Source organism: Lutimaribacter marinistellae (assembly GCF_042648365.1).
GTDB lineage: Bacteria > Pseudomonadota > Alphaproteobacteria > Rhodobacterales > Rhodobacteraceae > Lutimaribacter_A > Lutimaribacter_A marinistellae.
On record NZ_JBHRXI010000041.1, the window covers coordinates 6,060 to 20,360 of the forward strand.

11 protein-coding genes, 3 pseudogenes and 1 other annotated feature are annotated in these 14,301 nt (G+C 57.7%); of the genes and pseudogenes, 9 read left to right on the forward strand and 5 right to left on the reverse strand.

Annotated elements, in window-relative coordinates; translation table 11 throughout:
* The 7 genes from ACFORG_RS20370 to ACFORG_RS20400 form a co-directional block, all read left to right on the forward strand.
* Positions 1 to 706: hypothetical protein (locus ACFORG_RS20370; protein ID WP_386737412.1), on the forward strand; the 706-nt coding region annotated here is incomplete at its 5' end.
* 160 nt (positions 707 to 866) lie between these two features.
* Positions 867 to 2,249 carry a hypothetical protein gene (locus tag ACFORG_RS20375; protein ID WP_386737413.1) on the forward strand — a complete coding sequence of 461 codons (1,383 nt, stop codon included), beginning with the start codon at positions 867 to 869 and terminating at the stop codon, positions 2,247 to 2,249.
* Positions 2,250 to 3,086: 837 nt separating this feature from the next.
* Complete coding sequence (locus ACFORG_RS20380; protein ID WP_386737414.1) at positions 3,087 to 4,973, forward strand: DUF3604 domain-containing protein; 1,887 nt, start codon at positions 3,087 to 3,089, stop codon at positions 4,971 to 4,973.
* A 566-nt stretch (positions 4,974 to 5,539) separates the two neighbouring features.
* Complete coding sequence (locus ACFORG_RS20385; RefSeq protein WP_386737415.1) at positions 5,540 to 5,899, forward strand: hypothetical protein; 360 nt, start codon at positions 5,540 to 5,542, stop codon at positions 5,897 to 5,899.
* A gap of 8 nt (positions 5,900 to 5,907) precedes the next feature.
* Positions 5,908 to 6,324, forward strand: a complete 417-nt coding sequence (locus ACFORG_RS20390; RefSeq protein ID WP_386737416.1) for a hypothetical protein — start codon at positions 5,908 to 5,910, stop codon at positions 6,322 to 6,324.
* Between the two features lie 373 nt (positions 6,325 to 6,697).
* The gene (locus ACFORG_RS20395; RefSeq protein WP_386737417.1) at positions 6,698 to 7,327 is read left to right on the forward strand and encodes a hypothetical protein; all 630 of its coding nucleotides are present in this window, start codon (positions 6,698 to 6,700) and stop codon (positions 7,325 to 7,327) included.
* 667 nt (positions 7,328 to 7,994) lie between these two features.
* Positions 7,995 to 8,207, forward strand: coding sequence for a hypothetical protein (locus ACFORG_RS20400; RefSeq protein WP_386737418.1), 213 nt, complete (start codon positions 7,995 to 7,997; stop codon positions 8,205 to 8,207).
* A 218-nt stretch (positions 8,208 to 8,425) separates the two neighbouring features.
* Here the strand turns inward: ACFORG_RS20400 and ACFORG_RS20405 are convergent.
* Positions 8,426 to 8,647: pseudogene (locus tag ACFORG_RS20405) on the reverse strand (integrase core domain-containing protein); the annotation flags it as partial.
* A gap of 131 nt (positions 8,648 to 8,778) precedes the next feature.
* Here ACFORG_RS20405 and ACFORG_RS20410 point away from each other — a divergent pair.
* Entirely contained in the window at positions 8,779 to 9,285 is a 507-nt protein-coding gene (locus tag ACFORG_RS20410) for a hypothetical protein (RefSeq protein WP_386737419.1), read from the forward strand.
* 99 nt (positions 9,286 to 9,384) lie between these two features.
* Here ACFORG_RS20410 and ACFORG_RS20415 read toward each other — a convergent pair.
* Positions 9,385 to 9,534, reverse strand: a pseudogene (locus ACFORG_RS20415) (IS3 family transposase); the annotation flags it as partial.
* A pseudogene (locus tag ACFORG_RS20420) lies at positions 9,527 to 9,957 on the reverse strand (transposase); the annotation flags it as partial. The pseudogenes ACFORG_RS20420 and ACFORG_RS20415, both read right to left, overlap by 8 nt.
* Positions 9,554 to 9,670: a sequence feature (AL1L pseudoknot), on the reverse strand. Its footprint overlaps the pseudogene before it by 117 nt.
* Positions 9,958 to 10,363: 406 nt before the next feature.
* Between ACFORG_RS20420 and ACFORG_RS20425 the strand changes: the two are divergent.
* Entirely contained in the window at positions 10,364 to 10,570 is a 207-nt protein-coding gene (locus ACFORG_RS20425; protein WP_386737420.1) for a hypothetical protein, read from the forward strand.
* Between the two features lie 1,097 nt (positions 10,571 to 11,667).
* On the opposite strand, the gene ACFORG_RS20430 is transcribed toward ACFORG_RS20425, so the two are convergent.
* Positions 11,668 to 13,128, reverse strand: coding sequence for a DUF1214 domain-containing protein (locus tag ACFORG_RS20430; RefSeq protein WP_386737421.1), 1,461 nt, complete (start codon positions 13,126 to 13,128; stop codon positions 11,668 to 11,670).
* A gap of 17 nt (positions 13,129 to 13,145) precedes the next feature.
* Positions 13,146 to 14,216 carry a DUF1214 domain-containing protein gene (locus ACFORG_RS20435; protein ID WP_386737422.1) on the reverse strand — a complete coding sequence of 357 codons (1,071 nt, stop codon included), beginning with the start codon at positions 14,214 to 14,216 and terminating at the stop codon, positions 13,146 to 13,148.
* Between the last annotated feature and the right edge of the window lie 85 nt (positions 14,217 to 14,301).

The window sequence follows — 14,301 nt, forward strand, 5'->3', positions numbered from 1 at the left end:
CGCGGCGGCTCTGACTTGCGCCGATGTGGCGTTGCGCCAACACGAGGCGGCGGCGGCTCACAAACCGCGTATCCGCGCGAACAAGCTCGCGCGCACCGGGTTGGCGCTCAGCCTGCTCGTGAATTCGCCGATCAGGCTCGAGTCGCTTGCAACGCTCGATCTGAAGAAAAATTTCGATCCGGATCTGACGTCGCTGTATCTTTCCGCGCGTGAGACAAAAGACAAGAAGCGCGACCAGCGTGTGTTGATGCCCGATGTGCGGCGCCAACTGCGGGACTACGTCGCGCATCACCGCGCGGTCGTGGCGCCGGCGCAAGAAACGGCACTGTTCGTCGGCAGCCGCGGCAAGCCGGTCGCACCAGGCTATCTGAGCCAATCCGTTGGGGATCAGTGCATGCGTCTGTTCGGCAAACGTGTCACGCCGCAGGTGATCCGAAACATCGTGGCAGGTTTCATCGTCTCGCAGGCTCCGGAACGGGCCGCGCTGGCATCCGAGGTCCTGAACCACGCAACCCCGGCGACGACGGAGACCTATCGAGTCAGCGCCGTGCAGATACAAGCTGCTGACAAGCTGCGCGAAGCCACCGACGCCGGCCGTGCAAGCCTTGGTGAAGGGTCGCCTGTAGCTTCAAAACGCGGGGACCGAGGAGGTTCGAGCAGGATGGCGCGGAGCCAGCGAGCGCGCCGGAAAAAAAGAAAAACATAGAAAAGGGACGTGGCGCATTCCGGGTTTTGGGACATGAAAGCAACGCCTGCCGAGTTTTCTCTTGGCAGGCGTTTGATTTTCCACGGGAATTATTCTTAGTCACTTCGGTGCGCTACGGGAGAAAAGTACCTGCGCAACACCCGTAGAAATAATACTGCAAATGGCTTTGGGTTTTGAACCATCGGCCAATATCAGATCAGCCGAACCAGAGGGCAACTTGTCGAAACGAAACAGAAAGGGCTGTATCGTGGGCAAGTCCTTGCCAAATCTCTCTCTACAGCAACTATACCCGGCTATCGTCGGTTCAATCAACCTGAACTGCTGCGGTGACCCCGATTGTGGGAACTTCGGGGTTGCGCCCGACTACACTCACCATGGGTTCATCGGTCGGAATGCCACTGCCAGGCGGCAGAAAGCCTACCTGCATGATCCCGCTCTGGCCAGCGGTAGAGGAAGGTATACCATCACGGGAGACATTGAAGCCCAAGTCGTCTCGACGGCTTTGGAATACGCCGACGACCCACATCAATGGGAAGACGGGAAACGACTCCTTTGTCGCCATCGCGCCGGCAACCGTGATTGTGACGTATCGTTTGGCATTCTATCAAACCAACACCTGAGTGCGGAGATTGATCGTTTGCGCACTCAGAATGGGAGCCTCGAAGGACCTGCATGCGGAGCATGTGGCCGACGCTACCTGGATAACCCGAGCGAGTTCATCTTCAACGGCACTCACGGCAAGATGGCGCCGGGAAAGAATGGGCGCAAGTCCAAGGCGTCAGCTTTCCGGCTGATCCATCAACCGTGCAAGGGACAGCCGGGAGCACGATTCACGGTTTCGCTCGATCATCAGCAGCAGGAAAACAAGCACGACAACGTTCGCCTGCTGCGGGCATTGGTCAACGGGGCCAGCATTAACAGCCTGCGTCGGCTACTGGCCGATCCGGATACGGGCAAGAAGGCCGGCGTCAGCCGCGTGTACAATCGGATTTTCTGGCTCGAGAAGGTGCTCTTGGCATTCGAACAAGCCAAGCTCAAGGAATGGAAAGAAGATGCTGCAGCGAAGCCCATGGCGTTCGACGTGCTGCCGCAAGATCCGGAACTCCTGTCTGCCCTCTCGAGGCGCTATCTGAGGGCGACGATCCAACCGGTCTCAGCGTTCATGAACGCCATGCGCGAACGCCTCAATCCGACCAAACGAGCTGGTGGCCGATCGTCCAGAAATGGACCCAGCTACATCAATGGAGCGTCTTTCAATCCCGCGGTCCTCTTTGCGTTCCTGAACATCTATCGCGTGTACTACAATTGGTTTGAGGCGAGACCATACGCTTCACATGAGGCCAAGGAGGACGCAAACCCGGCAATGGGAGGGAGCCGTACAATCAAACGGCCGGGTTCCGACGATACCATCGAGGTGCCGCAGAGGCGAAAGAAGACGCCCGCACTCGATACGCCGGCCATGCGGCTCGGTGCCGATACACGGAAGACGACCAGGACCACTCAGCGCCCCATGGATCCGAGACGCGTGCTCTACCGGCCATGACTCTTTCACGGCACGCCGCTGTGGAAGAAGTTCGAAGAACGATCCAGGTAGCGTCCAAGGTCGAGCGAAGTGCTGCACGTCCCTTCCCGAGATTGTCAGTGCTACGGCTCGGAATGCCCACAGCCAATCGTTGGGAAATGTCCGGTCCATGCCCTTATTGACCAAGCGGCTGAGATACTGCTTCGAAGCTGCGGCATGCACCCGCCAGTCTCGACTTGCACAGAGCCGAGTTCCAGCAGCCCACTACTATGCTGCGGTGCGGCCCGTCAGAGCAGCCATTCATGCATTTTGCAGCGTTTTGGCAGGTTAGTCATCCGTCGCCGCATAAAGACGACCTGAGCATTGCTCGACCCAAGGTCCGCTTAAAGTGCCGCCAACAAATACTCACTCACCGCAGCCAAACATTGCCGCTGAGCGGTACTCAGCCCCAAACTTGAACCGCCGAATGCTGGATTTCCGGCTGTCTTTGTAATGCTCCCCCAACGTTTCCCTGAGCGTCCACTTTATTGGGCTTGCGACTACGGCGGCTCTGATGATGTAACCGCCCCCTGGCATTGATGTGCCATAGTGGTGTCGCAACAAGAAGGCGAGAATGTCACTGCCTCAGCGTGGTTAGGACAATACAGGATTTCAAAACGCGCTGAACGCCGCAGCAAGCCTGAATCCCGGCGCCGGACAACTTACGCCAGTGTGCTCTTCGGTATCGAATGGCCCGTACATATCGACACCAGCCAGCAGGCGTTCGCCTACACCTCGCCAATACGGAAGACATCGGAAGAGTGACTTTGGGTAAAGGTTTTCGTAGACTTATGAAAACCGGTCGAGAGGGAGATATTCATGCGCCTTGGGGCCACAGTGCCACTATTCGCCGCTTTCCTCCCTGCTATCGTAATTGCGCAAGAATTCACATTGTCCCAAGACGATTACGCAGAACGGGAGACGCCTTATTCGCCTTATGTCAGCCAGCACTACCCGCAGAACGTCTACTTTGGGGATACGCACTTGCACACCTCATGGTCCGCGGATGCGGGACTGGCGGGTGCGACGCTCGGACCTGACGCCGCCTATCGGGTGGCACGAGGCGAACGGATCCAAAGCCAGTCAGGTCAACCGGTTCAATTGATCCGCCCTTTGGATTTCGTTGTGGTGGCCGATCATGCGGAGAATCTCGGCATTGCCGATTATCTCAACCGCGGCGACCCGCTCGTCTTGGAGACAGAAGTCGGACGTCGTTGGTTCAGCTATTTCGAGGGTGGCAACGGGATTGATGCAGCGTACGAGTGGAGTGCAGCCAACGCCGAGGGTGTAGACCCGATCGATAGTGTCGAGATGCAGTCGCGTGTTTGGGATAAGGTGATCGAGAACGCCGAGCGCTACTACGAGCCAGGTGTTTTCACTACGTTTATCGGCTACGAGTGGACCTCCGGCCCTGGAAGCAACAATCTGCATCGCAATGTCCTATTCCGTGACGGGGCCGATCGAGCGCGACAAATCATCCCGTTCTCGGCGCTCGACTCCGACGATCCGGAGGATCTCTGGGCGTATCTCAACGACTATGAACAGGAGACCGGAGGGCGCGTGCTTGCAATCCCCCACAATGGCAACCTCTCCAACGGCATGATGTTCATGCTGGAGACGTTCGATGGAGAAGCGTTCGACGTCGATTACGCACAGATGCGCGCACGCTTCGAGCCTCTTCTGGAAGTTACCCAGCCCAAAGGTACGAGCGAGGCACACCCGCTGTTGTCGCCAGACGACGCCTTCGCTGATTTCGAGATCATGGATGCCTCGAACCTCACAGGCACTGTCCCGAAAGAGCCCGGCATGCTGCCTACAGAGTACGCGCGCGAGGCTTTGAAGTTGGGCCTCGCAGAGGCGCAGCGGCTTGGTGAGAACCCGTTCAAGTTCGGCATGATTGGTTCGACGGACAGCCACAACGCTATTCCTTCGACGCGCGAGGAAAACTGGTTTGGTAAGATCCATTTCGTTGAACCCTCGGATCACCGAGCCACGGAAGGTGTATTCATCGAAAGTGCCGTTGACCCCAGCTTTTCAATCTACGACCGGGACCTTGGGGCTTCTGGACTCGCGGCCGTATGGGCGACCGAGAATACCCGAGAGGCGATCTGGGATGCGATGAAGCGCCGCGAGGTCTTCGCGACTACAGGCACTCGCATGCGCGTTCGTATTTTCGGCGGTTGGGACTTCGAAGCCGATGAGGTAAGCCGTCCCGATTTCGCAACGCAGGGCTATGCCCGCGGCGTCCCGATGGGGGGTGATCTGCGGTCAGGACCGGACGGGGCAGCGCCGACCTTCATGGTGCGGGCACTGCGCGATCCCGACGGACCAAACCTCGACCGGATTCAGGTCGTCAAGGGCTGGCTCGGTGAAAACGGTGAGATGCAAGAACGCATCTACGATGTCGTCTGCGCTGACCGGGAGATCATTGATGCGGCCTGTGACGGCAATGTTGGGAACACGGTGGATGTTCAGAATGCAACATACACCAACACGATCGGACGCGCCGTCCTCGGAGGATGGTGGCAGGATCCGGATTTTGATCCTGCACTACAGGCTTTCTATTACGTTCGCGTACTCCAAATTCCGTCGCCCAGGTGGACCGCTTACGACGCGGTTTATTTTAACGTCGAGATGCCGGAAGGGACCAGAATGACAGTGCAGGATCGCGCATATACCTCGCCGATCTGGTACACACCGGAGTGATCATGGATACGTCCTGAAGCGATCCCTCGGGGCTTTAAGCCGACTTGCGGAAGCACTGCATGTTATGATGTATCGCCGACGCCGGTTCGGCGATAAAGCGGCGTGCGACAACACAGCGGCAGGGGCGCATGGTTGATCACGGTGCCGGTCGTTCACGGCCCAGTCCGGCCGTTCGAAGCGACCGTCGATGCGGCACTGCAACGTCTCCGAAGCTGCGATTCATCCCCGTCGCAGCATTTCCAAAAACCCGAGGTCGACAGAGCGGTTTCGTCCTTACCCGCATAGCGACCCAACCTAATCTACGATAGTGCTTCCAAAAAAGAAGATCTCGGCGACCAGTCGCCGAGATCCTTGTGTCCCAAAATCCGGAATGCGCCAAAAGGGACGTATCGGTTTGTCGTTCTTTGTAGCAGCTCTTCTTTGCGAGAGCCGCAACAAACCAACGGCAACACCACGCAAGAAAAGGAGGATGCAAAACCCGAAAATTATGCAATAAAAACAACCCCCGGAAGGCAAGTATTTGTAACCGCGCGTCTCCTACGTGCGGCATAAGAAGAAGTAACAAGATGTTTGACTTTCCTTCCACACCCTCGCCGCTGCACGTCTTCGTTCAAGACCATTTCGAAGCTGTGCAAAACGCATCGTTTCTACTCGGCGGTCCCGCGTGGCTCAAGCGCACGCAACGCCTGATCGATGCGGTGTCACGAACACCCCACGTCACACGGAAAATGCGGGCCGAGGCGCAGGTTTTGTATGAGTTGCTCACACTCGAACACGTTCACGACTTCGATCGCGAAGAGGGCTGGTACTTCGATCAGCTTGATCTCGAAGCGCCTTACATCGCTGAGATCTGCGTGCTGACCGAGGCCCTGGCCGAGGTGATCGAAGCCGTCGGGTGTGTTCATGGTCAGGCTGGCCGCGCATGAGCAATTGCATGGCAGACGAAAAACTGATCGAACGGATCGAAGCTTCGCTTAGCGAGGCTGAAAAGCTAAGAATTGGGATCGAAGCCGCGCTCGCGAGCAGCCGCTTTTCAGGGCCCGTTGCGCGCGCCGCAAAGCAACTCTCTACGGAAATTGTTCATCAGACCATTTTCGGATCTGTTGACGTCAAGATCCTACGCGACTTCGCAGAGGATCTGGCAAGGGCTGCTGCGTCTGAACGCCGGACCGTCTGCGTCGAGGACGACTACGGCATCGCGCCGCCGCGCATCGAGCACGAGCACTCTCAGGCAGGGTCCGAGCTGATCGCGCTGCGCAACCTCGCTTTGGCGCTGGCGGACCGCATCAATACGGTCCGTTGGCTTCTTGACGCCCGGCGGATCGCGGCGGAATTGCTCGAAAGCTGCTGAGTGTCCTTGCTAAAAGTTGCGCTGTCCCCCCGTAGCAGGACTGGAGGGCAGCGCTTTAATTCTTGGTTTTGCCGATGGGGACTGATCCCTCTCAATTGTTAGAACCTCTGGAAAATCCAGAGTGGTTCATGCAGCTGTTCCGCATGGCAATTTTCAAGACGACCATAGATTGCTTTCAGTCATTCTCAGGCGGTTTGTCGGTTCTCTGTCGGTTGGTCGATTCAGAAATACTTTTGAAATATCAAGGTTTTATTGGGGTTGTCGGTCGTCGGCGACGGTCGAGGATTTCCGTGGGCCGGAGATCAAACCGATGCAAGCTCATTCGGGAGTGACGGCATCTCCCGTGCACTGATCAGCCGACAAGGTGCACAAAATGCCAACGAAGACCCGCAAGACCACCCGGAACCAGAAGAAGGAACAAGAACTTTTTCATAATCTACATGTTCTCGAGAAGGGGAGGCGGCGCGCGCTCAATGACGGTGAGCGGGAGCAGATCATCGCAATGCTCGCGATCCAGGAATACCATCTCGAGTGCACGCTCATCATGATGCGCGAGTATGGCTCCGAGGGACGGAGCCATGTCGAGAAGGTTGCCCGGGTCCGGGAGACACTGCTGAGCAACGGGGTTGCGGAAGTGACGGTTCGAGACGTCCAGCGCCGTTTGAGCAAGAAGCAAAGCAAGGAACTGACGCGGGAACGCATCGCGCAAATCCTGAGCGCACTTGATCGGGTGGAAACCTCTCCCAAGCTCTTCGATGAAGTTTTCAGCGATGCTGGATCGCAACAGGATGTCCGGCAGCGAAAGGCCAAGTTTCTCGCAAAGCAATATGACGCTATTCGGGAACGCGACCGCACACAGGAGGGCTGGCGCAACAAAAAACGCCTCCAACGGCTGCTCAGGGCCTATCGCAAACAAGAGGACTCGAGCGATCGGGCGGGGGATGCGTGCAACGTGGTGCCTCTGGCTGAAGGCTCAGGAAGTGCTCGCCGGAAAGCCAGCTGACGACTTGGATGGGGCAGGTGATGATGAGAGGGGATGTCTGTGGACATCCCCTCGCCGCCAAATCCCAGACAAATTATGTGCTGGGAAATTCAGGGTAGTCGCCCCGTGATCCATTTCCTTAAAGGGAGCTGGGTCCAAGTTTTTTTCACAAGTCATTTTAGTCACCGTCGCGGATGCCGCCCGCCGTTTACAGCTGGGACACGCGACAACAAGGAAGCTGCTGGTTGCGGTCGATTTCCGACCGGTGGATAACCTCCCGCATCGCCTTGCTTGGCAGGATATCTGGCAGCAGGCTGGGGCAGCCTACGTACCTGTCCAACTGGTGATCGAGTTTCAAATGCCGCTGCTGTAACCGGCAGAGGTTGTTTTCCTCTGCTTCAGGCAACAGTAGCAGCGCTCACTCACAGGCAGGGCAACAGAGAGGCGCCTTCCCGGTAGTCTCCTGAGCCGCGACTGACGCGCCCGGGAGCAAAAGGTGCGCGCGGCAGCGGTCCATGTCTGATCCCTCGTAAGCAATGACAACCGGCCTGGCGAATTTCGGGCTGGCCGTCCGTACGCCAGAAAATCAATTCTTTTCTTCGCTTTGTAACTTTCTTCGACAAACTTTTTCCGAGGCACCCAGGCCGAACCAACCTCCTCCGCGGCTCGAAAGTGGATGGAGAATGCGATGTTCCTCGAACGACTCGAAAATGCACGCATGAAGATGCTGGAAATCGTCAACACGCGGACTGACGGCGAACTATATTTGCCTCTGCTGGTGCGCCTCGATCGTGAGATCGAGAGTATAAAAGCCGAAGCGTCTGACTCCGCGAATCTGATGGCGAAGTACCGCGCGGAGTTTCAAAAGATTCAGTCCGGCGGCGCACCTTCGGAGGTGTAAGTCGACCTTGCCTATGGGTGATTGATAACGACGAGGTCCCGTTCAGGGATGTCGACATCACAACCGATTGCTCATGCCAACCGGCACGCTTGCTCGGCAATTGCGTCTCGTAAGCGCTTGTTAATCGGACCACGCATGTCGGGAACGTTCGCGCCCCCGAGACGACAGCTTGGGGGCTCTGAACCGGGCCGGGGTGGCCGGAGGCTGATATTGATTAGTTACGCGGCCATGTCTTCAGTTTCCAGAGCGGCGTAGAAGCTTGCCTCTGCTTGCTCCGGCGGGATGTTCTCGATCGGCTCGAGCAGGCGGCGGTTGTTGAACCAGTCGACCCATTCGAGGGTGGCGTATTCGACGGCCTCGAAGTTGCGCCACGGCCCGCGACGGTGAATGACCTCCGCCTTGAAGAGGCCGTTGATCGTCTCGGCCAAGGCATTTTCATGGCACACCTCAGGCTTCCAAGTGCTGTCGACGATCATAGCCAGAAAATCTCGGATTTCTTTTTTGGATCGGCCGCTTCGGAACCATCTCTTCGGCACTGAAGCATGTTGCTTCAGAAACAAAGGAAATTATCGTGACAAACGCAAAACTTCTACTGGAATGCATCTTCGAGAATGCCGAGATGTACTATCAGTGCGACGATAAGGGTGAATACGATTTCACCCAAATGGGGTGGAGCGCCAGCGACGCCATGGATCTCTACGAGCACAAGACCACAGCCGAGGGACTTGCCATCGTTGACAGGCTGCTTGACGGCAAGATCAGCTACGATGAGGCCGTTTCCATGGCGTCCGATATCGACGAAACGCCGGAAGAGGCCAAGGCCGGAAAGCTCGTGTACGATCTGAACTACCTGTGGGGCCCATACTACGAATGTGGGTACGTCGTGCAGCGTAATGATGGCAGTTACTTCGCGTGGAAGACGTCAGAAAGACCACAAGATCGTGCGGAGCGCTGCATCTCCGCCGAAGAGTACGATGAATGGAAAGAGTACATGCAGGACAAATACGAAGGTCAGTCCGAGTATGACTTCAATTCCATCTTCGACTTCAACCGGCTCGTCGAAAATGAGTTTCGCTGAAAACCAGCACAGTCTCAGTCCCGCCACACAATACTGGCGTGCCCCCATCGGATGGTATGAACCGCGCCGAGTTCGCCGGAGGCTGATTTTGATTAGTCAAGCGGCCATGCCTTCAGTTTCCAGAGCGGCGTAGAAGTTGGCCTCTGCTTCGGCCGGAGGGATGTTCCCAATAGGCTCGAGCAGGCGGCGGTTGTTGAACCAATCAACCCATTCAAGGGTGGCATATTCGACGGCCTCGAAGCTGCGCCAGGTGATCGTAATAGGTGGACGGGGCGATCGGCAGAACCCTGCAGATCGGCTCGACCCCGTGCGCATCCCGGTGCGCGTCAATGAACCCCACCATTACTTCGACCGGCGGTCGAGCTCCGCCATCGCAAAATACGCCGACGCCTTCCGAAGGATCTCGTTCGCCTGGCGCAACTCGCGATTCTCCCGCTCAAGCGCCTTCATCTTCTCGGCCATCTCGGTCGGGATGCCTGCGGGTCGGCCGCTGTCGACCTCGGCCTTCTTGACCCATTCGTTCAGGGTCTGGGGCGCACAGCCGATCTTCGCGGAAATCGACATGACGGCCTGCCAGCGCGATCCATGCTGACCCTCATTGTCGAGAACCAGGCGCACTGCACGCTCGCGCACTTCGGGAGAAAACTTGTTCGTCGTCTTGCTCTTGATGATCCATCCTACTCAGGAGTTGGAGCCTCCGGCAAACCCGGCGCGGTTCAATCCGGGGATGGGCTCAATTCGGCTGTGAGCCGACTTAAAGTAGCAGGGCCGAGTGCGCGCCTGACAACCTCCGGCAAGCGTCGGACTCGGCCCACAGCCGACGTTCACCAGGTTCGCCAACGCCGCAGCGCGGCTTCCCCGAACTGGTCATTCAAGGCACCGTGCAGCACGGTTAGACAGGCCGAGGTCAGCAGTTCAAACGAAGCTGTCGTTCGCAACATCTGCACAAAACCTGCTCTCAGTCGCATCATTAGCGACCTGCAGTGCGGAGAGCGCACGCCCTCCAAGGCCTGCTCACTTGATCTGCAGCGATGGTTATTCGATGCTGGATTTGACCCGCTGAAGGAGCATTTTTCTCGTGCCATTCAACGCCATGGTGTCCGCAAAGCTTGCGGCTTATGTCTATGCCCTCGCCGACCCGCGCGTAAAAGGGGCGCTCAAGGACCGGATTTTCTACATCGGAAAAGGAAACGGAAATCGTTGTTTTAGCCATGCCCGGATTGAGACGAACGGTGCGCAACTCAATGAACGCGAGCATAAACACTTATATTTGCGAAATTCGTAGCTCGGGGAATGACGTCGAAGTCCTCATCGTGAGTCATGGGTTGACGGACCCAGAAGCTCACTCCCTCGAAACAGCATTGATCCCACTGCTTGGAGACACCAACAAGGTCGCCGGTCATGGGGACCGAGGGTTCTGGTTGACTGAAAGTCAGGTCAAGGAGATCTACGACAGGCCTATTGAACGGGACGACATCGACCTACTCCGCAGGAATGTGCTTTTTGTAAGCTTGAACCGGCAGGATGCTACTAAACTCTTAAATGGCGTTGAAGACGAGATGGCACAGGCCACGCTGGGGAACTGGAACCTAAACGTTCGGGACTCTCGCCGTGTGGATTGCGTTGTCGGCGTCAAGAACGGCCTGATCCTATCGATCTTTGAGACTGAGAAGACCTTCGAAAACATAACGCGGTTCGATCGGCTTTCGGCCCCAACGAAAGGAGCGCATGATCGTTCTCGATTTTTTGGAACGAGACGTGGTGACCTCGAGGAGCAGCTGAGAGGCCGGACAGTTCGCCAAGAGGGGCGGGTGCTTTCGAAGATCAGACCTGGCGCAGGGTGCCAGTTTTTTCCCGCACTGGTATAATTACGCGCTCTGGCTCCGATGACCGAGAAAGCCTTCCATGCTGCAGTATGCCTGAATGTAGCTTATGGGCTCGAAGTGGTCATGCGGCGATGCAGCCGGTCGTGCGCCGGGCAAGCAGCAGCGGCCGTCGCTCACGGCCCGCACCTGCCATTGACGCATGAAAGCTACGCGGCAGTGCAGCTTCCCCGAAGCGGACATTGGAACAGTTGCGCAGCATAGTGTTACCCAATCATCCACGAATTAAGCAGGCCGCGCGCTCAACTCGCGTACAAATGCCTCGTGGAGACTACCGCCGATATGCCTACTGCCGGTGGCGGCGGCCAATTGCATAGGTCTTGGCCTGAGCGGGCGGCAAAGGCCCGATTTTCTTCACGTACAAAAAATGCTGGCAGTAACCTCGACGGTGATTCCTCTGAATAACCTCGGTCTGCAAGAAATGGATGGGGGCTACGAGCCATTTGCAAGTGGGTCTGGTCGGAGAACACCGAAGTGTCCGCCGACCGACACACGCTTCTCAGTTCAACTTCCGAGCAATTGGCGCACTCCAGCTTTCGTAGCGTTCAAGATCCGGCGCGTAGAGGCGCATGATGATATCGAGATCCATGTCTTCCAGGTTGATCGGCAGCCAGTTTTCCTCCGGCACGCCTTCGGGTTGCTCGGCGGCGATGACAATGCGGATGCCGCCATCGTCGTCCAGCTTGAAGCCCGCGTTCTCGCCGACGGAATACTTGAACCGGTCATTCGGAATGAAAAAGCCGGTCTCGTTCTCGTAAAGCGTGGCCGACCAGAAGGCGTTGACCGGCGGCATCTCTTCGGCGGTCATGACGATCTCGTAGTCGTGCATGGCGTTCATGGGCACGCCGTCTTCGGTGAGGATCGCGGGGTAGAGAGCCTGGTCGGCAGGTTGCCCAATTGGACCGGACACGGACTGGAAGACCTGACGCTCAAGAGAAATTTGACCCTTGGGCTGGAACAGGCCGGTGAGGTTGTTGTCCAGAAAATCCTGATCCCCGAACTTGGCCAGTTCCTCAGTGGCAACCCGCTGCGCTACCGCGCGCAATTCGTCGCCGTCGATCTCGGGGGCCGTGTCGGGATCAAAAGGCTTACCTGGCTGGATACCCAGCGGCTCCAGAACCGCCAGAAGGCCCGCGTCCAAGGCGTCGTTCGGGTCGAATGTCGTGTGGTTCGCGACGAACTGCATGACCTCGATGAAGCGATCCTCGAAAATCTCGAAATCTGAGCCATAGGGCGGAAACCGGGCCGTATCCGCGCGCAGATCGAGGTTGCGGCCGACGACACGCGGGCTACCCCACGAGCGGACATGTGCCTTGTCGCCCCCCTGTCCAAGGAACTCCGAGAGTGGCTCTACATCGACGCTGCGCATGGCGGCGAGGTTGCGCTCCAGCCGCTCCGGCTCGGCGGCGTGTGGCATGATGCGGAAGACGGCGCTGACGAAGTCGCCCGTTGTCTCCACGATCATGTCTACGCCCTCGACCGGTTCGCCCGCATAACCGGGTGTGCGTTCGCTGAAAAACAGGATGTTGGCGGGTTCGTCGAAATCGCCCTTGGTGGTCGACATCGGAATGTTCACGTAGTGGTCGTAGGCAGTGACCATCAGCGAGACATAGGTCGAGTCGAAGGCCGGAATCTCAAGCACCACGGGTTCCTCGGTCACATCGATCATCGCGACAGTGTAGAGCGTATCATTGTTGGGGCGCGCGATGACCCGCAACGTGTGATCGGCAAGCTCGGTGTTGGGCTTGACGCGGTTGTAGCCGCCCGTGTTCTGCGGGTTGTCCGGGTCGAGGGCGCCCTTCTGGTTAACGTTGAACATGGCGACATACTGGTAGGAGCGGCGTACCAGCTCCTCCATCTGAGCCTCGGTCAGATCCAGCGTCTCGCCGGACTGCGCGGACACGCCAGCCGGCAAGGTCAGGCAGGCGGCCAGCGCCAGAGAAAGTGTGAAATGTTTCATGCTTTTCTCCTCAAAGCTCAATTGGCGGGTTCGACGTCGGGGAAGGTCCAGCTTCCGTCGAGGATTTCCTCGCCGGGCTGGTAGAGGCGGATGACGTAATTCCAGCCCTCCATGATCGGCAGGCAGTTCACGCGGCCATCGTCGCACCCACCAAGATGCACGGTCATCGAGCCGTCATCGTTGCGGTCGCCCATGATCGAATTGATCACATAGCCGTCATGCGCGTTCTTCTCGAAGAACCCGTCGGCATTGTAGAGGCTGACCGACCAGAACGCGCCCACTGGCACCTCGGCGGGCACCTCGATCTTGTATTCCCCGACAGGCAAGTTTGGGACATTGGTGGGATAATAGGCATGGGTTTCGGGCAGGCCGGCCCAGCCAATGCCCGTCCCGATCAGATGGCGCACAGGATCGACGTCCTCCTTTCTGCCGAAGACGCCTGTGACCTTGTTGGTCGCAAATGGCAGAAGCTGGTTGGTCAGATCGACCAATTTCTCATAGGCGTCCTCATCGTAGTCCGGCAGGATGAAGGGGTTGGACGAGACCGCCTCGATCTGCATCTGGTCCTGGATGGCGTTAACCGCTGCCACATCCTCTGGATCGTCTGCATCAACCAAAGTGCGCATGTAGACGATCACGTAATCGGTATCGAACGTGTCGGTGTCGAGCGTATAGGTGCCGCCGCCGTAGAAAACGTCGTTTATGAAGTGATCCTGGTTGACGATCATCGCCGCCATGTACCGCTCGCCGACGTCGGGCAGGGTCAGCGTCGCGCCTTCCGAAATATCGACAATGGCGGTGCTGTAGAGCGTGTCGCGATTCATCCGGATCGTGGGCTGGTTGTCGACCGGCGTCGGTTCGCGGAAGTGGTAGAAGCGGTTGATACCGCCCGCGAGTGCCACGTATTTGTCAAACTCGATGTCACTCGCAACCCGCGCGAAATTGTCGATGGTTACCGGGATCTCGCGCGCATCGATCATTTCGCTCAGGTTGTCATCGGCCATCTGGGCCGCAGCGGGCACCGCAGAAAGGGAGGCGGCCAGGCCGGAAGCGAGGCAGATCGCGGCAGATCGTGGAGTTGGGATCATGAAAGTCTCCTTCTTTGAACTGCGCTGTCGGTTTAGACCCGTCGGTCCGTTCAGAATGTCCAGGCAGCCGTCAGCGTGATGTAAT